Raw genomic sequence first — 24854 nt, forward strand, 5'->3', positions numbered from 1 at the left:
CCCGTTCGGGTGTGGATCTGTTTCGAGGACGAGGCCGGGCAGCCGCTGCGGCCGCCGAAGGCGCGGACGTGGTCGCGGCGGGGGCGAACCCCGGTCGTGTCGGTGACCGGCAAGGGTTCCGGGCGGGTGTCGATGGCCGCGGTCCTGGTGATCCGGCCAGGTTTGCGAACCCGGTTGTTTTACCGGATCCACGTCTACCACGGCCGCAGGAACGAGGCGAAAGGGTTCGGCGAGGCCGACTACATGCGGCTGCTGTGCGCGGTACACGCCCAGCTCCGTGCTCCGATCATCTTGATCTGGGACAACCTCAACCACCACGTCAGCGCGGTGATGCGAGCGTTCGTCATTGCTCGCGACTGGTTGACCGTCGTGCAACTGCCCGGCTATGCCCCGGAGCTGAACCCGGCCGAGGGCGTCTGGTCACACATCAAACGCGGGATCGGCAACCTCGTCGCGTGCACGATCACCCAACTCGCTGCGATCGTGCGCAGCCGGCTCAAGAGCCTGCAGTACCGGCCCGCCCTGCTGGACGCGTTCCTCGCCGAGACCGGCCTGGCAGTCCTACCTCAGCCACCTTGATCAACTCACCCTGACCATTCAACCTCGCGTACTACGACAACCACATCCGGGCTACGAAGGCACCCAAGGATGCACAGAACGTCGCGATGTATGATGAAAGCGATATTGCTGGCCTGATGGAGGCTGCGCGGAACATCAAAGAGGGCAAGGCCTCGGCGAGCGCCTACACGAAGCCCACGAAGTTTGCCGGGTCCAGCCTGGAAGACATGGGATTCTGACCGCCATGTCCCTTTGCTGCCGATGCGTGCTCAGCCGAAGGCTTCTACGACGCTTCTGAGTTCGCTGTTGACCAGGTAGCCGTGGTCGGCCAGCAGGGTGCGCATCTCGCCGAGCGCGGTCGCCCCGCTGCGCCCGGCGCGCAGCATGGCGTACCGGGCACCGACTGCCGGCGTGCGACTCTGCCCGGCGGCACAGTGCAGCAGCACCTTGTGCCCCTCGTCGCGCATCTGTACGACCATGCGCGCGGCCTGGTCCAGCGCGAACGCGGTGTTCGCGTTCGCGCCTGGCTGGTCGACGAGCCAGACCTGGACCTGATTCTCGGCCGGCACGTTCGCGAACTGCCGCCGCCCGACGCGACACAATGACACGACCGCGTCGACGCCGCTTTCGACGGCGTCGGTCAGTAGGTTGCCGAGGACCACGCCGTCGTCATCCGGGTGCACGGTCATCAGGGGCTGGTCGATCGGCGGCATCATCTGGTCACAGCCGGGCCAGCCCACCCGGTCGGCCCGTCCACCGCCTGTGGTGAGCAGCGCCATCCGGATCAGGTCGGCGGACCGGTGCCCGCCCCAGCCGTGCACCAGGCGCTGCCACTGCAGGGGTATGCCGGAGGTGCCCCATCGCGCGCCGAGCAGGGCACCGGCGATGGCCGCCACGGTGTCGGTGTCGTTTCCGGCGCGGACCGCGGCGTACAGCCCGTTGCGGAAGTGGTCGCAGCGGAAGATCTTGCGTGCCGGATCGTCCTGCTCCGGCATCGGGGTGCGGTTGATCGCGGACCAGGCGGCTTGCAGAGCGGCGACGACGAAGCCGTTGTTGCGGAAGTGGTTCGGCGGGTGCTGCCGCGCCTCCTCCAGCCAGGACGCCCACTGATCACGGCGCTCTTCCGGAATCAGCTCCAGGCCGGTATCCATCCCGGCGAAGGTGCCTTCGAGCACCGCATGCCTGATGGCCTCGCACCAGATCACGCAGGCGTCGCCCGCAAGCGGATCGAAGTGGGTGAGGTCGCTGATCGCCCGTGCGGCCTCGGCCAGATCGCGCGGGTCGTTGAGGTGGGCGAGCGCGACCGGCGCGGTCCTCATGAGCGACCCATTACCCGCGGTGTGCCCGGTTCGCCGGTGCAGCGCGGCGGCCGCCTCGGTCATCGCGGAACCCAGCCCGGCATCGGGAAGGCCCTGCACGCGGCCGAGGACGGTGGCCGTCTGGTTGCCGATGTCGGTCGCGCCGTCGGTCCGCCAGGTGACGAAGTTCCGGGCGATCTGGTCCAGGGCCTCTGGCGTCCGAAGATCGGCGCCGGTCGCCGCGACCTCCGCGATACAGACCGCCATCTGGGTGTCGTCGCTGTATTCGCCGGGTGCGTAGTTGCCGAGGCCGCCGCCGAGCATGCGTGGATCGCCGTCGAGCGTGCGGGTCTCGAACTCGTAGGGAACACCGAGCGCGTCGCCGCAGGCGGCACCGAGCAGAACCCCCGCAGCGCGATCCCCTTGAACCGCATTCAGACCCAGCCGCATCTTGAAACTCCTCGCCGGCGGACACCAACACCCGAGATCGTGCCCTACCCATGGCTGGGCGTTTACTGATTCAGGAGAACGGCGCCCGTGCTCTTCCTACACTCATGATGATGTCGGAAGATCCGATCCACCTGAGCTTCGGGTACAGGCATGCCCTGTCGTGGTGGCTGGCGGCGGAGATGGTTCGGCGTCATTCTTCGCTCAGCGTCCGTCAGTACGATGATGTTTCCGGCTTCATGTTCGTTGACGTCCTGAATCTGGAACGGCCCGACGGCTCGTGCTGTGTCTACATCAGCCGCCACAAGAAGCCGAAGATCTTTGTCGAGCGCGCGGGTGGGGGGACCAGAGTTTGGCCGCTGCATCAGCTGCTCCTGCAGAGCGGTTATCTTCTCATCCAGAAGATCGAGTCGGAGGCCGGCCTGCCGAGTCGGCCCTTGGCCAAGGCGATGAACACGCAAGCGCTGGTGTATCGCGTTGCCGCCGAAGTGGCGCTGGCGACAGCCCACCGGGATGATCCCATCTGGGCCGGCGACGCCCGCTTCGATCTCACGAAGCTCAGCGGGTTTCCATTGATACCTAGCGATCCGCCATGGGGTCAGTGCTGGTTGCTGGGGGAGAACGCGGCGGTCGACATGGATGGGTTCGCCTATGTGGGGCGATCCCGGTACGACCTGCCGACCGTGTACGCGCGCGCGAACGAAAACCTGCAGCGCACCATGGCCACGGTGTTCCATCCGATCCTGTGACGGCGGGGACTGCTGATGAATGTCGGGGACGACCGGTTCGAGATGACCGAAGCGCATCGGTACGCCCTCGCGTGGCGACTGTTGTCCGCGGTTGCCCGGCGACACCCGGACCGCCTGGTCGTCCGTGAGGGCGAGGGCAGTGCGTCGCCGCCCCAGGCGATCGGAATCGCTGACGCCGATGCCCCGTCCCGGGTGTACGTCAACGTCGACGTCGGTGCGTCGCAGATCATGATTGCCGAAGTGACGTGGCCGTTGCATCAGATGCTCGCCGGGCCGCTTGCGAAGTTCAGTCGGGATGTGGAAACAGAGGCCGGGCTCGCCGGCCCGGATCGGACACCTGCGGCCACCCCTCGTACCCTCACCTATCGGGCAGCCGCCGTGGTCGCCGCGATGACGGTCCACAACCGTAAGACGATCAGCCCGCGGGACGTCCGGCACCACCTCGGGCTGCTTGCTCATTTTCCGCAGGTCTGGGAGCGCGATCGCACGGTGGACCCGCAGCGGCCGGAGCCGGGCCGGTTCTGGTTGCTACGGACCTATGACGACAGAGAGCTGGCCGTTCTTGACACCGAGGGGTACGCCTACGTCGGAGAGTCGATATTTCACCTACCGACCGTCTACGCGCAGCACGGCAGGAACCTGCGTCGTACCGTGGCCGCAATCTTTGCTCGCCTGCTGTGATCAGTTACGGCAGCAGGGGACCGAGTGTGGCCGCCATTAGCGGCGTCAGGCGCCGGGACGAGGCTGAGTAGATTTCCGGTAGGTACAACACCTGCTGCGCTACGTACGCGAAGCCGTCGGTGTCCAGCACAGCGACCGGCTTGCCGTCTCGCAGCACACCCCAGTACCTGTACAGCGGGTCGCCGAGCAGATCATCCGGCCGTTTCTCGCGAGCACGTGCGGCCGCCACCGGGTAATCGGCGAGGTAACCTCGTGCAGCGCCCCCACCCATGCCGCTCGAGTCGAGCCTCTCGTTGCGTACATCCCAGCGGTGCTTCTCGTTGAGAGTGATCGCCATCAACTGTGCAAGAACCCGGTAGGTGAGGACGGCCGGTGTCGACGGCGGTGCGGAACTCGGTGAGCTCATCCCGGCCGCGCGTTCGATCGCTGTGACGACCTCCCCGGAGTCGTCGTGGACGAACAGGTCCTCGAAGGTCACCGGTTTGGAGTCTGAGCTGTTCTTGACGTGGATGCTGCCCGCACGGTTGATGTCGATCACCGACTGGCCGTTGTGAATGAGCGTCAAGCAGTCGTACTGGCCGCCACCCGGGTGCGTCTCCACGATCAGTATCTTCGGGTGTCGGCGGATCAACTGGCAGGCGAGCCACCAGGATTGCGTCAGTATGAATCGCATGGCGAGCACGATCATGATTCTAGGTCGCTGGCGCCTTCGTTTGGCGCGCTCTCGCCCGCCCAAGCCGCTGTCGGGTAATCGGTCGAAGACCCTAGCGGGCCTGATGGCAAGGCCTACCGTCGACGTGTGGCTGTCGAGGTTCAGGGCCGGATGGTGTACGTCAGCACCGGCTCCAAGACCCAAACTGTCAACATCTGCACTGAAGTGAATCGCAGGACGATTTACGAGAGCGTTTACGAGCTCGACATTCGGCAGAAGGTGACCGAAGAGCAGGTCGCCCAGCGGAACGATCTCGCTGAGCTGAGGGCCTGGCTGGAGAGTCTGGGTGGTTTCGACCGCGGGCCACGGGGCGACGAGGCGCCCGCCGGTCAACCGAAACGCGAGCCCAGGCTGATCGGCGTCGACGTCGACGATGAATGGTTCGACAGCGCGCGCCGGGTGGTCGAGGTCGCCATCGACTCGCTCGTGCTGGAGTTCATCGACTTCCCGTACCTGCACAGGGTTGAACATTCGTTACATGCACGCCTGTACGGGATCCTCGCGGCACACCCGATCTTCGCCCATCTACTGCCTATTGGGGACACCGGGTACTCGACACAGCCCGTACACAAGGAATGGCCGGAAACCACGGCCCGGGAGGCGAAAGCCGGCCGCCGCGGGAACTTTGACCTGGCGATCCTGAGCCGCCGACAGCTGGAATCCGCCACCCTGGACGACTTCCGCGAGGGCCGGATCGCCGCCGCGATCGTCATCGAGATGGGCCTGGACTACGGGTTCGACCACCTCAACCAGGACCACGACAAGCTGATCAACAGCAACGTGTCCGCGGGATACCTGGTCGACCTGGTACGCAAGCGTCCCGCCGACGACCGCACCGAACATCTGGTGCTGAACCCGAACGCGAACGTGAAGACCGCCTACGCCCGCCACGCTCCGACCGGAGAATGCGTCTACAAGACCGTCGGCGAATCAGAGCTTCGGCGTCGAGGCTGACCTGTCGCAGTCGCTCTCGTAGTAGGCGGCCTCGTTCAGCGCTCGGCCTCGGCCCGGGCGGCTGCCGCATCCGCGTGGCGGTCTGCGGTGTCGAGCAGGTCGGCGTAGTCGCGGAGTGTGTCCGCGAACTCGGCCCGACGCTGCGGCTCACGGCTGGTCAGGTCACGCATCAACGTGACCGCCTCCGCCTGTGCCGTCAACGCCGCCGCGGCGTGTGCCTGTCGATCGCCGATCTGGCCGGCGTCGTCGGCGAGACTCTCGTGCATGCAGGACAGCTGGCGCAACGCCCGGGCCAGGTCGATCTGGTACCGGTCGGGGTCGTCGGCGACGAGCTGGCGCCGCCACCGCACCACCCGGTCGAAGGCGTCGCGGGCGGGTTGAGGCCGCTCCGCCTCGGCCAGCCGCAAGCCGAGCGCGTAGCCGGTCTGGGCGGCCATCCAGCGGTATCCCGGCTCGGATTCGGCCGCGGCGGCCAGCAGGGACTCCGCCTCGCTCAGCAGTGTGACGGCCTCGTCGACCGCCCCGTCGTCGCCGCGGTCGACGCCGAGGTTGTGCAGCAGTTGGGCATATTGCACCAGGGAGGCGGGGCCGCTGTGCTCGCGGGCCACCTGTAGCGCCTCGGTCAGCTTCTCGTTCGCCTCGTCGCCCCGGTCGGCGGCGCGCAGCGCATTGGACCAGTTGGTGAGCGCGGCACCCAGGTGGCCGAGGGTGGTGTCGTCGCCTTCGCCGGTCTGCAGCAGGCCGCGCAGGAGGGCGACCGCCTCCCAGGCGGGGGCGATCGCGTCCTCCCAGGAGCGCTGCTCGGTGTGGTTGTGAGCGAGGTTGGTGAGCGCGATCGCCAGATGTTGACGGCCGGGCCCGTCGTCGGCCGACGTGCGGTGGATGGCGACCGCCTCGGTCAGTGCGGCGTGCGCCTCGTCGTGGCGTTCGAGCCGGCCCAGCGCCAGCGCCCAGTTGGACAGCGCCTGGGCGAGGTGCCGGCTGTGGTCGGGGTCCTCGGCTGACTGGGCGACGAGGTGCCGGTAGTGCATCACCGCCTCACCGGCGAAGGTCAGCGCCTCGTCGGCGCGGTCCTGCTCGCCGAGGGTCAGCGAGCGGTTGGACAGTTCCCGGGCCAGGTCGGCTCGGGCTTCCGGGTCGTGGCCGGCCTCGGCGCGCAGCTCGTCCAGCGGGTCCACGGAGGTGGGTTCCTCCAGGATGTCGTCGTACTCGAGGTGGTCCGCGGCCAGCTGGATGACGGCGGCCGCCAGCTCGGCGTTCATCGCGGCGCCGTGGGCGGCCAATGCCTGGTGGATGCGATCGACGGCGGTTGTCCCGTCGTACCCGGCGATGATGCTGGCGTAGCGGGCCGCGACCGCGGCGGTCCGGCTCTGCCCGGCGGCGCCGTGCAGCAGCACCCGCTTGCCCTCGGCCCGCAACGTGGCCACCAGGCCGGCGGCCTGGTCGACGGCGAACGCCGGGTTGAGTGTGACGCCGGGCCGATCCACCAGCCACACCCTGATCTGTTCCGCATGGGCCGCGCCTGGGAACTGGGCGTGGCCGGTCCGGCACAGTGACACCACCGCGTCCGCCCCACGGCCGTCGTGGCCCAGGTTGCCGAGGATCACGCCGGGGTCGTCGGGGTGGGCGGTGTCGAGGAGCCGTGAGATCGGTGGCGGCATCCGGGCGACCACCGGCCATCGGCCGCCATCGGTGATGCGTACGGCCGCGTCGACCAGGTCGGCGCTGCGGTGCACGTCGCGCTGCCAGTCCAGGGGGATGCCGGAGACCCCCCAGCGGGCACCCAGTAGCGCCCCGGTGATCGCGGTGGCCGTGCCGGTGCGGATCGCCGCGTGCAGGGCGTTGCGGAGGTGGTCGCAGGCGAAGCCGCCCTCGGCCGGAACCGGGGTGTGCCGGATCGACGACCAGGCCGCCTGCAGCGCGGTGACGCAGGAGCCGTCGCTGCGGGGGCCTTGCGGTTCGGCCCACTCCGCCATGTCGATCCGTAGCAGCCATGCGTCGCGGCGCGCCGGTGGAATGAGGTCGAGCCCCGCCCGCAGCCCGTCGAAGGTGCCGGAAAGGATCGCCTGACGGATGGCTTCACACCAGATCACGCAGGCATCACCGGCGAGGGGATCGTGGTGCGTCAGCTCGCAGACGGCCCGGGCCGCCCGAGCCATGGCCGCCGGTTCGCGCAGGTAGGCCAGCGCGACCGGTGCGGTCCGCATCAACGAGCCGTCATCGACCGGACGACCGGTGCGCTCGTACGACTCGGCGGTACCGCGCATCGCCGCTGCGAGTCCGGCGGTGGGTTGGCCGTGCACCGAGTGCAACACCCGACTGGTCTGCGGGCTGATGTCCGGACGTGGGCTGTCCAGCCGGCGCAGAAAGGCGGCGGCGACCTGGTCGAGGGCATTCTCATCGCGCAGGTCGGCACCGGTCGCCGCGACGTCGGCGAGGCAGATCACCAACTCGGTGTCACCGCCGGTCAGGTGCGGATTCGCGTCAGGGGACAGCGCCCTGAGCGAGTCCCCGACCGCCCCGCCGAGCAGCGCACCCGCGGCGCGCTCCGTCTGTTGCTCGGTGAGACTCATCGTGTATGTCAGCCGAACGCCGTGATGACCTGACGCAGTTCGTTGTTGACGTAGAAGCCGTGTCCGTCCAGCAGGGTCCGCATCTCGGCGAGTGCGGCCTCGCCCTCGTTGCCGTACCGGATCATCGCGTACCGGGCGCCCGCGGCCGGGGTGCGGCTCTGCCCGGCGGCGCAGTGCAGCAGCACCCGATGCCCTTCGTCGCGCATGGCAGCGACCATGTGCGCGGCCTGATCCAGCGCGAACGCGGTGTTGGCGTTGGCGCCGGGCTGGTCGACCAGCCAGACCTGCACCTGATTCTCGGCGGGCACCTCGGCGAACTGGACGCGCCCGACCCGGCACAACGACACCACGGCCGTGACTCCCGCCGCGACCGCATCGGTGACCAGATTGCCGAGGATCACCCCGTCATCGTCGGGATGGGTGACCATCAGATCCTGGGGGATCGGCGGGTCCATCCGGTCGCAGCCGGGCCAGCCGACCCGGTCCGGCTTCCGGCCTCCGGCGGTCAGCAATCCCAGAGCGATCAGGTCCGCGGCCCGCTTGCGCTCCCAGCCGTGCACGGCCCGTTGCCACTGCAGGGGTACGCCGGAAGTGCCCCACCGCGCACCGAGCACCGCCCCGGCGATCGCCGCCACGGTGTCCGTGTCGTTGCCCGCACCGACCGCCGCGTAGAGGGCGTCGCGCAGGTGGTCGCAGGCGAACGATCCGGCACCCGGGTCCTCGGCCGGCACCGGTGTCCGGGTGATCGCCGACCACGCCGCCTGCAACGCGGTCACCACGAACCCGTTGTTGGGGAAGTGCGCCGGCGGATGCCGCTCGGCGTCGTCGATCCACCCGGTCCACTGATCACGCCGTTCGGCGGGGATCAGGTCGAGTCCCTCGCGGAGTCCTTCGAAGGTCCCGTCGAAGACCGCCCGGCGTACCGCCGCGCACCACAGCACACAGCCGTCCGCGGCGAGCGGGTCGAAGTGGGTCAGGTCGCTGACGGCCCGCGCAGCCTCAGCCATCGCCGCCGGATCCCCGAGATAGGCGAGCGCGACTATCCCCGTACGCATGAGGGAGCCGTTGCCCGCGCTCTTGGCGGTCTGCTCGTGCAGGGCGCGGGCCGCGTCGCGCATCGCGGCGCCGAGCCCGTCGACCGCGTGCCCGCGCACCACGCCGAGAACCTGGCTGGTCTGGATGCCGATGTCGGTGGCGCCCTCGGCCCGCCACCGCAGGAAGTTCGCCGCGATCCGGTCGAGCGCCGCCGGCTCGCGAAGATCCGCCCCGGTCGCCGCGACCTCCGCGACACAGACCGCCATCTGTGTGTCGTCGCTGTACTCCCCGGGCGCATAGGGGCCGAGACTGCCACCGATCATTCGCGGCACCTGCCCGGGCGGCGGGGGTGACGCGAACTCGTAGGGCACCCCGAGCGCATCCCCGCAGGCCGCACCGAGCAGCACCCCGGCCGCGCGATCACCCTGCACGGCGCTCAGACGCGGCGGCATGCTGCTCCCCACCATGCTTCCGATTGTCGGCGCGCGAGGTGGGACGGGAAGCGTTTCGCGGATTCCCGGCCGTCCGGACGGGAATCGTCAGCGAGGTGCGGCGACCCGTTCGGCGTTGCCGATGCCGTAGCGCTTGCGCAGCTCGTCCGCGTTCGGGTGCCCGGTCGCGGAGAGGATCACCTCGACGGGAAGGAACGACAATGAGATGCCGCCGGCGGAGCGGAACATCGCCGTGGCTTCGGCCATCCGGTGCTGGATGCTCTTCTCGAAGGCGGGTGCGCACAGGGCGACGGCGACGTGTTGGTAGCGGCGCCGGCTGCGTAACGTCTCCGCGAGGGCGAGCAGGCGTACGGGTTCACCGAGCCGCCGGATGGGGCAGCCGCCATCCGGGGTCCACCAGCCGGTGCGTTCCATCGAGGGGCCCGGCATCGCGGTGATCAGAGACGGATAGGGGAGCGGTTGTTCGCCGCCGCGGCGGCGGAGCAGGTGGCAGGCATCGGGGTTGCCGCCGAACGGGGCGTTGGTGTGGCAGGTGTCCCGGCGTACGTTCGCGGGGTCGAGGTAGCCGGGGCAGGCGCTGAATTCCTCCTCGGTGAGCTTGACCATGATCAGGGCCGCGGATCGCTGTCCGTCGGCGGTGGTGCCGGTGAGCAACACGTCCACCCGAATCGGGTCGAAGCCGTGGTCGTCATCGAGGTAGCCGAAGACGGGTTCCTCCGCTCGGTGCACCGGCACGGCCAGCATTTTGCAGACTCGGGCGGCGCCGGCGGCTCCGACGGGGGCGAAGAGGTTCATGGCGAACAGCTGAGCGCATTTGGTGTCGTCGATGTCGGTTGCGAGTCCGCCCCGCTTTTTGGTGGCGAGGTAGGCCTCCCACGCCTGGGGCAGGCACGCCTGGCGAAAATCCGGCCATCGGAAGGGGAGACCGCCCGTCTGAACCGCGTGGACGGCGACTTGCCGCCAGCGCGATCGGCTCGTTCGTGGCGGCTCCGGCCGGGGCGGCGTCGTTGGGGCGAAGACCTCCGGCCGGATGCCGACCGGGGCCCGGCAGGGCTTCCCGGCATCGTCGAGACGCGCCCCGGCCAGGCTGACGGCGTCGATGTCGATCGCTTCGATCTGAGCTGGGTGCAGGGGTTGCAGCACCGGTTTCCCGTCCACCATGTCGGCGAACAACTGGTGACAGACGGGACCGGCCGAGAGCTCATCACTGATGGCACTGACCCACATCATCCGATCGAGACAGTCCATGATCGAGGCTGGGTTCCGCGCGCGGATCGGGTAGACGGCCTTGACGACGGAACCGTGGCGGGCCAGGGGAACGGCCTCGATCTCCTCGTCTGCCAGACGTGAGATCAACTCGAATGTGGGTGGTGGCAGGTTCGGGTCCGTCTGACCGAACGCGGCAGCCAGCATCTCCTCCTCCGGGAGCAGGACTCCCCAGACGTTGCCGGGCCTGGCCGGTGACCAGGCTTGACCGCGCAGAGCGGTCAGAACTTCCTCCCGGGCCGGGACAGGCATCGGTGCGACCCGATTTCCGTCATGGACCCAGACCCGTACACCGACGTCGAGAAAGGCCGCACGCCGCAGGGTGGTGGTGTGCTGTCCCAGCGGAAGCAACACGGTGAGGTCACGGTTGCCCGCCAGGCCCAGCCCATAGGCGAGCGATTTGTCGGCGGTGCTCTGGCTCGCGTCCAGGTCCACGGCGACGACCAGCTCGTCATCGCTGGCGAAGGTCATGATTTCGTCGGGCAATTCGACGGGTGGCATCATCCTGGCGATCGGCTGGTTCGCCCGGGTGCACAGACGCGCCAAACGTTTCCAGCGCTGCGCTTTGTCTGTCAGATCCTCCCGGGCCAGGCGGTCCTCGACCGCGGCCGCCAGCTCGCCGGCGCCGGCGCCGGTTCGATGCAGTAACCCCAGATCGAGGAAATTTCCGCTGGGGTACGCCCAGCCCGTCGGGCTCAACATGCACCAGCCCTGCCCCGTCCGCAGAGCGACCCACCGGCCTTCCTGCTCCTCCTCCTCGGGCACGTTCTTCAGCTCCGGGACGTGATCGAGGACGTCGGCGAAGGTCATGATCGACAGGCTGCGAGCGGCGTCGGCCGGGTCGCTTCCCGCGGTCCGAAGCTGGATACCGACCTGCCACATCAGCGGCAGGGCCGCCCAACCTTGCGAGTGTGGGCAGTGCTCATGTCCGCTCTCGCCGACAAGCTTGCCCAACCCCAGGGTGTCCTCCACCCGATGAACCCACGCCGTCCAGTCAACGGCTTCGGGGTACATGAGGTTCATACCGTGTGCCAGCCCGGCCCAGGGAGCATCGGTCCGGCCGGGCCGCAGCTCGATGCGGTCGCTGAGGACGCCGAAGGCGCGCGGATCCTGCCAGCAGTCGACCGAAACCAGTGCGAATGCGTCGAGATCGCTGCCGGTGGGCTCGGTGGGTTCCGGCTGGGCGACGAGACCGATGCGCGGGTACCAGCGATCCGTCAGCTCCTGCGTCAGCCGCAGCAGCCGCCAACGATCGACGGCGGGCAGTTCGCTCATGTAGGGGATCACGCCGCCGGCGTCCTCGGTGCGCCGCGCCCAGAAGATGTCGCTCACGGCAGAACGGTTCCCAGCGATGCCGCGACAGTCGGTGTCAGCTTTCGCGAATGGGCGCTGTAGATCTCGGGCAGCGAAAGGACCTGATCACCGACGTAGACGAAACCGTCCGTGTCCAGGACCGCTACCGGCTTGTCCACTCGAAGCACCACCCAGTAGCGGAGATACGAGATCTGGTGATAATCGTCGCGCCGGGTCTCTTTTGCCCGCTGGGCGGCGACGGGGAAAGGCATCAGGTACTTCTCTTGGGCGGATCCTCCTTCGTGGCAGTCGAACCAGACGCTGCGGACGTCCCACGAACGTTTGTCGGTGGAAACGATTGCCATCAGTTGCGCGATCGTCCGAAACGTAAGTACAGCCGGCGTGGAGGTCGGGGTGTGTTTCGGGGTGTCGAGACCGATGGCATGCTCCAGATCGGTCAACCCGCGCTCGTAGTCCCCGGTGAACAGCTCCTGCAACGTAGCCGGGCAACGTCCCGCTGGATCAATTGCGAAGACGTGGCCGCTCCTGCTGATGTGAAGAATCTGCTTCGGTTCTTTGACCAGTGTCAGGTATGTGTGTTCCTTTATTTCTATCAGTGAGTGGTCGGGGTGGCGTCTGACCAGGAGGGTGGCCAACGCCCAGCGTTGCATGCTCACTGCGCGATCGGCATGCATACGGGCAGCGTATTCCCATTCCGAACACGTTGTCGGCCGAACACCGCGCATACCGATGATGCCCGTCCGAGGTTGAGGGTTTCGGGCGTTCCGAGCGCACGTCTGGGATATGGTCGGCGGAGATGCGAGAGGGCGACCTGACGAAAGAGCCCTTCACCCCGCGATCAAACGGTCGCGCATCTCGTCCGATTTCGATGACGCGTTCGATCCGTCGCGATGGCTGCTTGCCTGAACCCTGCCGTGGGGGCTGACGTGCTGCATGTGCACCGGGCGGAGCGTGCGGACCGGCTGGCCGACGGCTTGGCCGACCTGCTGCGAGACCCGCTGCCGGATCCGTTCGCCGCCGAGGTGGTCAGCGTCCCGTCGAAGGGCGTGGAACGCTGGCTGGCCCAGCGCCTGTCGCACCACCTGGGCGCCGGCCGCGCCGTCGCGGGCATCTGCGCGAACGTCGTGTTCCCGCCGGTGCCGGCGCTCGTCGAGGAGGCCGCCGGCACGCAGGACCGCCGGGCGGACCCGTGGCAACCCCACCGGCTGGTGTGGGCGTTGCTGGACCTCATCGACGAGTGCGCCCCGGAGCCCTGGTGCGCCGCCCTGGGCGCCTACCTCGGGGTACACGACGCCGACCCGATCAAACGCGGACGCCGCTACGTCACCGCCCGGCACATCGCCGACCTGTTCGACTCCTACGGCCAGCAGCGCCCGGACATGCTCGCCCGCTGGACAACTGGCGAGGACTCGGACGGCGTCGGCGGGCTGCTCCCGCCCGACCTGCGCTGGCAGGCCGAACTGTGGCGGCGGTTGCACCAACGCCAGCCCGTGCCCAGCCCGGCCGAACGGCTCCCACAGGTGTGCCAGTCGCTACGGGAACACCCGGAGACCTGCTCACTCCCGCCCCGGCTGTCCATATTCGGTCCAACCCGCCTGCCCGCGACACACATCGCCGTGCTCGCCGCACTGGCCGAGCGGCGCGACGTCCACCTGTGGCTGTCGCACCCTTCGCCGGCGCTGTGGGATCGCGTACGCCCGCATGCCGCTGCGACGCACCCGTCGGCGCGGGCCACCGACCCGACCCGGGACCTGCCACGGCACCCCCTGCTGGCCTCGCTCGGCCGCGACGCCCGGGAACTGCAACTCACCCTCGCGGCCGGCGGCGCGCAGGGAGCCGAACATGCGGACGAGCCACTTGCCCGGCCGGGCACGCTGCTCGGCCGGATTCAGGCGGCGGTGGCCCGTGACGAGACACCGGCGGAACCCACCCTGCTGGATCCGGCGGACCACAGTGTCCAGGTCCACGCCTGCCACGGCGCCACCCGGCAGGTCGAGGTCCTCCGTGAGGTGATTCTGGGCCTGCTCGCCGACGATCCCGGTCTGGAACCGCGCGACGTGCTCGTGATGTGCCCGGACATCGAGACGTTCGCGCCGCTGATCTCGGCATCGTTCGGCCTCGGCGGCGAGGATTCCACCCATCCGGGTCACCGGCTACGGGTCCGGCTCGCCGACCGGGCCCTCGACCGCGTCAATCCGCTGCTTGCCGTGGCCGCTGAACTGCTGGAACTGGCCGAGTCCCGGCTGACGGCGGCGCAGGTGCTGGACTTCGCGGCGGCGCCGCCGGTACGCCGCCGGTTCCGGCTCGCCGACGACGACCTGGAACGCATGCGCGACCTGGTGGTGCACGCCGGGGTCCGCTGGGGCCTCGACAGCGACCATCGGGCCCGGTTCCAGCTCGGCGCGATCCGGCCCAACACCTGGGCCGCCGGCCTCGACCGGATCACCCTGGGCGTGGCGATGTCCGAACAGGACCTGTGCTGGCTCGGCACCGCCCTGCCGCTCGACGACGTCGACTCCGCCGACCTGGACCTGGTCGGCCGACTGGCCGAGCTGCTCGACCGGCTCACCGCGACCCTGGCCGGGTTCACCGGCGAACGGCCGCTGGGGGAGTGGCTGGACGCCGTCGGCACGGGCGTCGACGCGCTCACCGAGGTTCCGGACGCTGACGCCTGGCAAGCCGGACAACTGCGTGCGGAACTCGCCGACGTCGCGGCCGAGGCGGACGGGCATGCGGGTACGGCGCTGCTGTCACCGACCGACGTCCGGTCGTTGCTGCGGGCCCGGCTGGGCGGCCATCCGACCCGGGCCAACTTCCGTACCGGCGATCTGACGATGTGCACGATGGTGCCGATGCGGTCGGTGCCGCACCGGGTGGTCTGCGTCCTCGGCCTCGACGACGGGGTGTTTCCCCGGACACCCGGAACCGACGGCGACGATGTGCTCGCCCGGGTGCCCCGGGTCGGTGAACGCGACGTCCGCGGGGAGGACCGGCAACTGCTGCTCGACGCGCTGATGGCCGCCACCGATCGGCTGGTGGTCCTCTACACCGGCGCGGACGAGCGGACCAACGCCCGCCGTCCGCCCGCGGTGCCGCTGGGTGAACTGCTCGAAACGATCGACCGTACGGTCCGCCGCGCGGACGGCACGGCCGCGCGGGAGCAGGTCCTGGTCCGGCAACCGTTGCAGCCGTTCGCCGCACGCAACTTCATCCCGGGAGCTCTGGGCGGCCAGGGACCGTTCAGTCACGACCGTGCGGCGCTGGCCGGTGCCGTGGCGGCCGCCGGTCCGCAGGCGCCGCCGCCGCCGTTCCTGCCCGGTCCGCTACCCCCGGCCGGCGGTGACGGCGTGGTGCCGCTGGCGGATCTGCTGCGGCTGCTGGAGCAACCGGTCCGGGCGTTCCTGCGCCAGCGTTTGGCTATCACGTTCTTCACCGACGACGAGGACCCCCTCGACGGGCTCCCCGTCGAACTGGACGGGCTACAGAAATGGGCCGTCGGTGACCGGCTGCTGCGGGCCCGGCTCGACGGCGCCGACTCCGACCGGTGCGTGCAGGCGGAATGGCGGCGCGGCGAGGTCCCGCCCGGGACCCTGGGTAAACAACTGCTGGCGAAGGTCGCCGACGAGGTCGAGCCGCTGGTCAGTGCGGCGCAGCCGTACCTCGCCGGGGACCCGCGGACCGTCGATGTGGCGGTCCCGGTGCCCGGCGGCCGCAGCGTCGCGGGCACGGTCGGCGGTGTGCACGAGGACACGATCACCGTCGTCGGCTACTCCAACCTGGGGCCGAAACACCGCCTGCGGGCCTGGGTCAACCTGCTCGCCCTGACCGCAGGCCGGCCCGACCGCGGCTGGCGTGCGGTGACCATCGGGCGCGGCTTCCGCGGGCCGGCCCGCTCCACCCTCGGGCCGGTCGACCCGGCCACCGCCACGACCGTGCTGTCCGACCTGGTCACGATCGGCGACGAGGGTCTGCGCCGGCCGCTGCCGACCGTCCTGAAAACCTCCCATGCGTACGTCCAAGCCCGCGCCCGTGGCGGCAGCGTCGACGACGCGCTCGCCAAAGCCCGCATCGAATGGTCCCGGCCCGGTGAAGGCGACGACCCCGCCCACGCCCTGGTCTGGGGTCCGGGTGCACCGCTGGAGGCGTTACTCACCGAACCCGCCACCGGCGGCGAGTCGACGTACTTCGGTGCGCTGGCGGACCGGTTGTGGTCGCCGCTGCTGGCCGCCGAGACGGTGGACCGGCCATGACCACGGCGACCGCCTTCGACGTCTGCGGCCCGCTGCCCGGCGGCACGACCGTGCTCGAGGCCAGCGCCGGCACCGGAAAAACGTTCACCATCGCCGCGCTCGCCGCCCGTTACGTCGCGGAAGGCACGGACCTGGCCCGGCTGATGCTGGTCACCTTCGGCCGGGCCGCGACCGCGGAACTGCGCGAACGGGTCCGGGAACGCCTGGTCAGCGCCGAGGCCGGTCTGGCCGACCCGCGACAGGCCCGCGCCTCGCACGACGCTGTCCTGGCCCGCATCGCCGACGTCGACGACACCGAGGCCGCCCACCGCAGGCGACGGCTCGCGACCGCGGTCGCCGACTTCGACGCCGCCACCATCGCGACCACCCACCAGTTCTGCCAGCAGATGCGCGCCGGCCTCGGGGTGGCCGCCGACAGCGACCCGGGCGCGATCTTCGTCGACGACCTCGACGATCTGGTCACCGAAGTTGTTGACGACCTCTACCTGCGCAAGTACGCCGCCCCGGGCGCCCCCATGCCGCATTTCACCCGAACCGACGCGCTGACCATCGCCCGGGATGTCGTCCACGACGGTCAGGCCCGGCTGACGCCCGCCGACGCGGAATCCGGCAGCGCGGCGCAGGCCCGCTACCGTTTCGCGCACGCGGTCCGCACCGAGGTGACCCGCCGCAAACGCGTACGCCGGCTCTACGGCTACGACGACATGCTCACCGGCCTCGATGCCGCCCTGACCGATCCGGGAAACGGCCCGGCCGCCTGCCGGCGCCTGCGGGACCGGTACGCGGTGGTGCTGGTCGACGAGTTCCAGGACACCGACGACGTCCAGTGGAACATTCTGCGTACCGCTTTCCACGGCCACACCACCCTGGTGCTCATCGGCGACCCGAAGCAGGCGATCTACGCCTTCCGCGGCGCCGACGTGGTCAGCTACCTGTCCGCGGCTGGCACCGCCACCTCCCACGCCACCCTCGCGGTCAACTGGCGCAGCGACCAGCCGCTGCTCACCGCCCTCGACACCGTCTTCGGCGGCGCCGCCCTCGGCGACACCCGCATCACCGTCCACCCGGTCGGTGCGGCGCACCGCGACCGGCGGCTGTACGACGCACCGGTGGACACCCCACTGCGGATCCGGGTGGTGTCCCGCGACGGGCACCGGCTGGGCAAAGCGGGACTCATCCCGGCCGCCGACGCCCGCACCACGGTCGCCACCGACGTGGCCCGTGACATCGCGGCGCTGCTGAGCAGCCCGGCCCGGCTCGCCGAACAGCGCATCGGCCCGGGTGACGTGGCGGTGCTGGTCCGTACCAACCGGCAAGGCGTACAGGTTCGCGAAGCCCTGGCCGACGCCGGCGTCCCAGCCGTGCTCACCGGCGCCACCAGCGTGTTCGCCACCCCCGCTGCCCGGGACTGGCTGGCGCTGCTGGAAGCCCTGGAACAACCCCACCGCGCCACCCGGGTCGCCGCGGCCGCCCTCACCGTCATCGTCGGCTGGAGCGCACAACAGCTCGCCGAAGCCGCCGAAACCGACCTCGACGAACTGCGCACCACCCTGCGCCGATGGGCCGTACTGCTGGCGCAGCGCGGCGTCGCCGCCCTGCTGGAGGCCATCATGGAAGCCGGCCTGGCGGCCCGGCTACTCGGCCGGCGATCCGGCGAACGTGACCTCACCGACCTGCGCCACATCGGGCTGGCGCTGCACACCGCCGCGGTCGACGGACGGCTCGGGCCGGCCGCGATCGTGGAGTGGCTGCGCCGGCGCATCGACGACGCGGACCGCGACATCAGCGTCGAACGCAGCCGCCGGCTGGAGTCCGACGCCGACGCCGTGCAGATCCTCACCGTCCACGTCAGCAAAGGCCTGGAGTTCCCGGTGGTGTACGTCCCGTTCGGCTGGGACCGATATGTCGCCGATCCCGCCGTACCGTTGCTGCACGACGCCACCGGAACCCGGGTGCGCGACGTCGGCGGCCCCGACGGCCCCGGATTCGCCGACAGCTGCCGTCGCCACCGAGACGAGGACGCCGGCGAAGACCTTCGACTGCTGTACGTCGCCATGACTCGCGCCAAATCCCAGGTCGTCACCTGGTGGGCACCCACCCTCAACACCCGCGCCTCGGCCCTGCACCGGCTGCTGTTCTCCCCGACCATCCCCGGCGCCAGCCCACCGGCCGACTGCGCCGTACCCGACGACACCGCCGCGCTCACCCGGCTCCACCAGCTGACCTGCCCGCACATCACCGTGGAACAGGTCATCCCCGTCCCACCCGCCCGATGGGCCCCGCCCGCGGCACCCACCCCGGCACTGGCCGCCGCCACGTTCGCCCGGCACCTGGACACCACCTGGCAGCGCACCTCGTACTCCCGCCTGACCGCCGCCGCCCACGACACGCCCACGGTCCACAGCGAACCGGAACACCCCCACCATGACGACGAGGCCATCCCCGCCGTCCCGGCGACGACCGAACCCCCGGCACCGGCCGGAGTCCCGTCACCGATGGCCGACCTGCCCTCCGGCGCAGCCTTCGGCACCCTCGTGCACGCCGTTCTCGAAACCACCGACCCCACCGCCACCGACCTGCTCGCCGAACTCACCGACCGCGCCACGCAGCAGCTCGTCCGCCAGCCCGCCCGTGTCGAACCGGACGTCCTCGCCGCCGCCCTGCAACCGGCCCTGCGCACCCCGCTCGGACCACTCGCCGGCCACCGCTGCCTGGCCGACATCGCCCCCGCCGACCGGCTCACCGAACTCGACTTCGAACTACCCCTCGACGGCGGCGACCGGCCCCGCACCACGGCACCGGTCACCCTCGCCACCGTCGGCCGGCTGATCGGCCGGCACCTCCACCCGGGCGACCCGCTGACCGGCTACCCGGCCCTGCTGCAAACACCGGACCTCGGCGGCCAGCGGCTCCGCGGCTACCTCGCCGGCAGCATCGACGCCGTCCTGCGCGTACCGACGGACGACGGAACCGGATACCTGGTCGTGGACTACAAGACGAACTGGCTCGGCGACGTCGGACCGACCGGCCCGGCGCCACTGACCACCACCCACTACCGGCCCGCCGCCCTGACCCGGGCGATGACCGCCGCGCACTACCCCCTGCAAGCCCTGCTGTACGCCGTCGCTCTGCACCGCTACCTGCGTTGGCGGCAGCCCGGCTACCAACCTCACCAGCAGCTCGCCGGTGTGCTCTATCTCTTCCTGCGCGGCATGTGCGGACCCGACACACCGGTCGTCGACGGCACCCCGTGCGGCGTGTTCTCGTGGCGACCACCCGCCGCCCTGGTCGAGGAACTCTCCGCCCTGCTCGACGGGAACACACCGTGACCGCGCCGGCCATGGCGGAGTTGCGGGTGGCCCACGGGGTCACCGGAATCCTGCACACCTTCAACGAAGCCGGCGTACTCAACCTCGCCGACGTCCACACCGCCCACCGCATCACCCGGCTCGGTGGCGACGAGTCCGAACCTGTCCAACTCGCTCTCGCGCTCACCGTACGGGCCCTACGCCTCGGCTCCGTCTGCATCGACCTGAACACGGTCGGCGACACCGCCGCCGCCGACGGCGAAGACCCGGTCGACATCACCGCACTACCGTGGCCGCAACCGGAACAGTGGCGTGCCGCCTGCGACCACAGCCCGCTGGTCGCCCGCGGAACCGACGCTCCGCCGGGCCGCCCGCTGCGCCTGGCAAACGACCTGCTCTACCTCGACCGGTACTGGCACGAAGAAGACCGGATCCGGCGGGAGCTGCGGCAACGCGCGGCCACCGATCCACCCGTCGACCTGCCACGCCTACGGTCATCGCTCGACCGGCTGTTTCCCGACGCCGACCGGCAACGCCACGCCGCCGCGGTCAGCGCGCTGCGGGCGGTGTCCGTCCTGGCCGGCGGCCCCGGCACCGGCAAGACCACCACCATCGCCCGCCTGCTGGCCGTCCTCCACGACCAGCCGGGCGATCCGCCGCGTATCGCGCTCGCCGCACCCACCGGCAAAGCGGCCGCCCGGCTCCAGGAGGCCGTCCAACAGGTGACGGCGACACTGACCGACGCCGACCGCGCCGGCATCACCGACCTGCACGCCTCGACCCTGCACCGGCTGCTGGGCCGGCGACCCGGCACACGCACCGGGTTCCGGCACGACCGCACCAACCGGCTGCCCTACGACGTCGTGGTCGTCGACGAAACCTCCATGGTCCCGCTCACCCTGATGGCCCGGCTACTCGAAGCCGTACGCCCCGACGCCCGACTCATTCTGGTCGGCGACCCCGACCAACTCGCCTCCGTCGAAGCCGGCGCCGTCCTCGGCGACCTCGTCCACGCCCACGGAACACCCGACCTTCGGCTCGAAAGCCACCTGCGCGAGGTCGGCGCCGTACCAGCCGGTGCGGAACCCACCATCAACGGCGTCGTCGTCCTCGACCGCACCTGGCGCTTCGGCGGCGCCATCGCCGAACTCGCCCGCCACATCCGCGCCGGCGACGCCGATCAGGTCATCGACGTGCTGCGCCGCGCACCCGACGGCATCGAGTTCGTCGATACCGGCACCCTCGCCGACCGCCGCCCCACCGGCCTCGACGGCCTGCGCGCCGACATCCTGTCCACCTCGCGGGTCCTGACGGACGCGGCCCGGCGCGGCGACGTCGACGCCGCACTGTACGGCCTGGACACCCATCGGTTGCTGTGCGCTCATCGCCGCGGCCCGTACGGCGTCAGCCGCTGGACCACCGAGATCGAGACCTGGCTCGCCACCGACCCGCGGCCCTCCGAGGAGGACAGCGAGTGGTATCCCGGCCGCCCCCTGATCGTCACCGCCAACGACTACGACCTCGGCCTGTACAACGGCGACACCGGTGTCGTGGTGCGAGACGGCGGGGGCGTCCGGGCGGCGTTCGCCCGCGGCGGAGCCCCCGTGCTCGTTCCACCGTCTCGGCTCTCCGACGTGCAGACCGTGTACGCCATGACCATCCACCGCGGCCAGGGCAGCCAATTCCATCGGGTGTCGCTGATCCTGCCCCCGGCCGAATCACCCTTGCTGACCAGGGAATTGCTCTATACCGCGATCACCCGGGCCCGCTCCCACGTCCGGATTCTCGGCACCGAAGACGCCGTCCGGGCCGCGGTGCAGCGGCCCATCACCCGCGCCAGCGGCTTGCGGCACACCCTCACGACCGCGATCGGCGGCCCCGCGTGAGCGGTGTCCGCGAACGCACACGGCAGGCGTCCGTATGGCGTGAGAATGAGTTGTGCAGACGGCCGCCGAGCTCGCCCGGATCGCCGGGCTGCCGGAGGGACCCTTCCGGACGTCGTGGCCGCTCCCGCCCGGAGCGGTGTTCCTCGCCGCCGACGACACGCTGGGTGTGGTAGTCGAACGGAACGCCTCGCCCGAGACGATGACGACGGTGATGGCGCACGGCCTGGCTCATGCCGGTGACCGTGACCTGCACCTGGTCGTGCCGGACGCCCACGCGTGGCTTGTGCGCAGCCGTGCTGCGTTCCTGCAACCGAAGGTCCGGGTGTCCGGCTACACCGCGGAGCAGGCGACCCCTGCACCGCCACCGGCTCGTACCGAGGTTCTCCGCGCGGCCGCGACGCCGCCACACATCGGCGCCACCGGCCTCGCGCCGGAGGACCAGCGGCGCCGTGCGGCGGAGACGGGCGTACATCTCGGCCTGACCTGCTGCGTGCCCACCGCCGGTCCCGGAGCCGTGCTGCTCGGCGCCGACACCGCTGGTGACCTCCACGTGGTAGCCACGGCGGCGCCCGAGGACGACGCGCTGGTGTTGCGGGCCCTCGACGCCTGGCTGTGGGCGGCCGGGGAGCGGTCGGCCCGGGCGACCCTCGCAGATCTCCGCGAGGACTGCCGGGTCCGGCTGACGATCGCGCAGGCGGGCGGCGAGCCGGCGATGAGCCCGTACGCTCCCGCGCTGTTGGAGGCCCTTGACGGGGTCGCGGTGTGCTGGCGGATCGTCCGCCTTCCGGCGGACGGGTCGCCGGAGATCGCGGTGGGAGACTGGTGGCGGCTTCCGTCGTGGGCGGCCCCGCGGCAGCGTCCTGCCCCGCCCCGGTGGCCGGTTCGGCTGGCAACGGCTCAACGGGCGGCCGCGCCACCCTCGGCGCTGACCCGTGGCGTCGCCTGGGCCTCGGCGGACAAGGCCATCCATCCTCGGGCCAGGCCTGTCTACGAGCGGCTCCGTGACCTCGGGCTACTGCATCACGGGGTGCTGCGTCTCGTGTCCTCGCAAGCGTTCGCGATCAACCTGTTCGGCCCCCTCGGCGGTGACGCGACCCGGGAGCTGTTCGCCGTTCTCGGGCTGCCGGTGCAGCGTGCCGAGCCGCCGCTGCTGGAGTACACCGATCCCGCCGACCGGCTGTCCGAGGCGAGCGCCGCCAGCCCGCACCTGACCCAGGTCGACGTGCTGCTGCGTGGTGTCACCGCGGCCGGGGAACCGGTCGCCGGACTGGTCGAGGTGAAGCTGACCGAGCCCGACTTCGGCGGGTGCAGCGCCTACCAGGACCCGGAGAACGACCGCCGCCACGTGTGCCGCGTCGCCGCACCGTTCGGTGGGGAACCGGCCGCCTGTTTCCAGCTGCGTCGCCGCGACCCCGACCATCCGCCCCGCCGCTACGCCCAGGTACTGGACCTGCCGGGACGTGGCTCCACCACGACCCCGGACGGTGGATGTCCGTTCCGGGGCGGCAACCAGCAGATGCGCAACGTCGCCGTGGCCGCGGCGATGCGGCAGAGCGGTGAGGTCACACATGCGGTGGTCGCCCTGTGCGCGCCGGCCGGCTACCGGTCGATCTGGCGGAGGTGGGCCGAGGCGTGCGAGGTTCTCGACGGGGTGCCCGGGGTGACGCTCGGGCGGCTCCCGGCGGAGACAGTCCTCGAGGTCACCACCCACCCCGAGGCCGACCTGGTGCGACGCCGTCACCTCGAACCGGCCCGGCAGCGAGCGGACTCCTCCGATGACCGAGCCGGGAAACAATTGATCGATCTGAGGGAGGCCCGAAGCATGCCGGTCGCCGACGAAGCGCTGACGCATCCACACCCGCACAGGCGAACGCCGCCGTGGTGGATCCGGTCGGGCTATCTGGAACAGGTTCGCGACCTCGCTCCGGCCGGTGGGCTGAAGGATCGTGGCAGCGAGCTGGCCGAGCTGGCCTCCTGGTTGCGCCGGAGACGAGGCGTACCTGTGGTGGCAGGCTGCTCCCTCCGCGCTGATGGCCACGTTCCTGCTCGACCCCCCACCCGAGGTCGAGGTCGTCGCGTTCTTCCGCACCACACGGCTGGCCGCCCAATCCGGCAGCGCGGCGTTCACCGACGCCCTCATCGATCAGCTCACCGCGATCGTCGGGGACAGCACGCCGGGGGTGACGACGCCGATCCCGCGTGACACTCAGCTGTCGCTGCTGTTCAACGCCGCGGCCGAGAAGACCGGCGGCCAGGGGCGCAAGCTGGTGCTGCTCGTAGACGGCCTCGACGAGGATCGTGACGGGCAACCCGGATCAGGGCCGCCCAGCATCGCGTCGCTGCTACCGGAGGCCCCAGGTGACGTTCTCCGTGTGGTGGTGACCGGCCGCCCCGATCACCGACTGCCGATCGACGTGCCCGCCGGCCATCCGCTACGCCGCTGCCGGGTCCGTGAGTTGTCCCCATCCCCGTACGCGGGTGAAATCGCGGCTACGGCGCCCCTCGAGCTGGACGAGTTGCTGCACGGGGACCAGGAACACCGCGATGTGCTGGGCCTGATCACCGCCTGCGGTGACGGCTTGACCTGCGAGGAGTTCGAGGACCTGACCGGCATCGGGCCCGACCAGGTGACCGGCCGACTCGGAACGCTGGTCAAGGGCACCGTCACCGCCCGGGCGCACCGGCGGCACCTGTTCACCCACGAGACCTTGCGCGAGACCGCCGTCCAACGGCTGGGCGCCGCCCTCGACGGCTGTCGCGACCGGCTGCACGCCTGGGCCGAGCGGTACCGAAGCCGAGGCTGGCCGGACACCACACCGCGATACCTTCTGTTCGGCTACCCGCGCATGCTGCAGGAGACCCGCGATGTCGCCCGGCTGACCGCCCTGGCCACCGATTCCACCCGGCACGACCGGATGCTGGACCACCCCGGCGGGGACGTCGCCGCGCTCGCCGAGATTCTCGCAGCGCAAGAACTCGCCCTCTCCAGCGATCAGCCCGATCTGCTGGGCATGGCGCGTCTGTCGATGCGCCGCACCGATCTCACCACCCGTGCCCGAACCGCGAACCTTCCCATCGCGCTGCCGGCGGTCTGGGCGACGCTGAACCAGCCTGTTCGGGCGGGTGCCCTCGCCCGGTCCATCCGAGACCCGTACCGGCGGTTCCAGGCGCTGGCCTTGCTCGCCGAGGCGGTGGCTGCGGCAGGTGACCACGAGCAGGCCCGGATGCTGGTCGGCGACGCCGAGCAGATCGCCCGATCCATCACCGTCGCGGACCAGCAGGCATCAGTGCCGGCCTTACTGGCCAGGGCGCTGGCCGCAGCGGACGGCGAAAGGCAGACCGCCCGGTCCGTCGCTGAATCGGACGGCCCG

General features: G+C 70.5%; 15 protein-coding genes. 9 read left to right on the top strand and 6 right to left on the bottom strand.

Annotated elements, in window-relative coordinates; genetic code table 11:
- Positions 1-9: 9 nt before the first annotated feature.
- Together KZ829_RS36685 and KZ829_RS44275 are read left to right on the top strand one after the other, a co-directional pair.
- Positions 10-579, top strand: coding sequence for a transposase (locus KZ829_RS36685; protein ID WP_308285819.1), 570 nt, complete (start codon positions 10-12; stop codon positions 577-579).
- Positions 580-665: 86 nt separating this feature from the next.
- Positions 666-797, top strand: coding sequence for a hypothetical protein (locus KZ829_RS44275; RefSeq protein WP_281428331.1), 132 nt, complete (start codon positions 666-668; stop codon positions 795-797).
- A gap of 30 nt (positions 798-827) precedes the next feature.
- Here KZ829_RS44275 and KZ829_RS36690 read toward each other — a convergent pair whose 3' ends face one another.
- Positions 828-2306 carry an ADP-ribosylglycohydrolase family protein gene (locus tag KZ829_RS36690; protein WP_220148429.1) on the bottom strand — a complete coding sequence of 493 codons (1479 nt, stop codon included), beginning with the start codon at positions 2304-2306 and terminating at the stop codon, positions 828-830.
- Positions 2307-2416: 110 nt separating this feature from the next.
- Between KZ829_RS36690 and KZ829_RS36695 the strand changes: the two genes are divergently transcribed.
- Together KZ829_RS36695 and KZ829_RS36700 are read left to right on the top strand one after the other, a co-directional pair.
- Complete coding sequence (locus tag KZ829_RS36695; protein ID WP_220148430.1) at positions 2417-3052, top strand: TY-Chap2 family putative peptide chaperone; 636 nt, start codon at positions 2417-2419, stop codon at positions 3050-3052.
- A 15-nt stretch (positions 3053-3067) separates the two neighbouring features.
- A complete protein-coding gene (locus tag KZ829_RS36700; protein WP_220148431.1) occupies positions 3068-3733 on the top strand; it encodes a TY-Chap2 family putative peptide chaperone in 666 nt (221 codons plus the stop codon).
- A gap of 4 nt (positions 3734-3737) precedes the next feature.
- Here KZ829_RS36700 and KZ829_RS36705 read toward each other — a convergent pair whose 3' ends face one another.
- The gene (locus tag KZ829_RS36705) at positions 3738-4421 is read right to left on the bottom strand and encodes a TY-Chap2 family putative peptide chaperone (RefSeq protein ID WP_220148432.1); all 684 of its coding nucleotides are present in this window, start codon (positions 4419-4421) and stop codon (positions 3738-3740) included.
- Between the two features lie 111 nt (positions 4422-4532).
- Between KZ829_RS36705 and KZ829_RS36710 the strand changes: the two genes are divergently transcribed.
- Positions 4533-5399 carry a hypothetical protein gene (locus tag KZ829_RS36710; protein ID WP_220148433.1) on the top strand — a complete coding sequence of 289 codons (867 nt, stop codon included), beginning with the start codon at positions 4533-4535 and terminating at the stop codon, positions 5397-5399.
- 35 nt (positions 5400-5434) lie between these two features.
- Here KZ829_RS36710 and KZ829_RS36715 read toward each other — a convergent pair whose 3' ends face one another.
- From KZ829_RS36715 to KZ829_RS36730, 4 genes are all read right to left on the bottom strand, one after another.
- The gene (locus KZ829_RS36715) at positions 5435-7972 is read right to left on the bottom strand and encodes an ADP-ribosylglycohydrolase family protein (RefSeq protein WP_220148435.1); all 2538 of its coding nucleotides are present in this window, start codon (positions 7970-7972) and stop codon (positions 5435-5437) included.
- Between the two features lie 8 nt (positions 7973-7980).
- Complete coding sequence (locus tag KZ829_RS36720) at positions 7981-9459, bottom strand: ADP-ribosylglycohydrolase family protein (RefSeq protein ID WP_220148436.1); 1479 nt, start codon at positions 9457-9459, stop codon at positions 7981-7983.
- An 87-nt stretch (positions 9460-9546) separates the two neighbouring features.
- Entirely contained in the window at positions 9547-12057 is a 2511-nt protein-coding gene (locus KZ829_RS36725) for a hypothetical protein (protein WP_220148437.1), read from the bottom strand.
- Positions 12054-12713: a TY-Chap2 family putative peptide chaperone gene (locus KZ829_RS36730; RefSeq protein ID WP_220148438.1), complete on the bottom strand. Its 660-nt coding sequence runs from the start codon at positions 12711-12713 to the stop codon at positions 12054-12056. Before KZ829_RS36730 ends, KZ829_RS36725 begins: the two co-directional genes overlap by 4 nt.
- Positions 12714-12965: 252 nt before the next feature.
- On the opposite strand from KZ829_RS36730, the gene recC reads away from it, so the two are divergent.
- From recC to KZ829_RS44955, 4 genes are read left to right on the top strand one after another with little or no spacing between them, the layout of a single operon-like run.
- Entirely contained in the window at positions 12966-16289 is a 3324-nt protein-coding gene (gene recC / locus KZ829_RS36735) for an exodeoxyribonuclease V subunit gamma (protein WP_220148439.1), read from the top strand.
- On the top strand, positions 16286-19618 hold the full coding sequence (locus tag KZ829_RS36740; protein ID WP_220148440.1) for a UvrD-helicase domain-containing protein: 3333 nt from the start codon (positions 16286-16288) through the stop codon (positions 19616-19618). The genes recC and KZ829_RS36740 overlap by 4 nt, the downstream gene beginning before the upstream one ends.
- A complete protein-coding gene (recD, locus tag KZ829_RS36745) occupies positions 19615-21483 on the top strand; it encodes an exodeoxyribonuclease V subunit alpha (RefSeq protein WP_220148441.1) in 1869 nt (622 codons plus the stop codon). Before KZ829_RS36740 ends, recD begins: the two co-directional genes overlap by 4 nt.
- Positions 21484-21535: 52 nt before the next feature.
- Positions 21536-23686 (top strand): PGN_0703 family putative restriction endonuclease, encoded by a 2151-nt coding sequence (locus tag KZ829_RS44955; RefSeq protein WP_372453986.1) that lies wholly within the window; start codon positions 21536-21538, stop codon positions 23684-23686.
- Positions 23687-24854 lie beyond the last annotated feature (1168 nt).

Origin of the sequence: Actinoplanes hulinensis, assembly GCF_019429605.1 — a bacterium.
Taxonomy (GTDB): Bacteria; Actinomycetota; Actinomycetes; order Mycobacteriales; family Micromonosporaceae; genus Actinoplanes; species Actinoplanes campanulatus.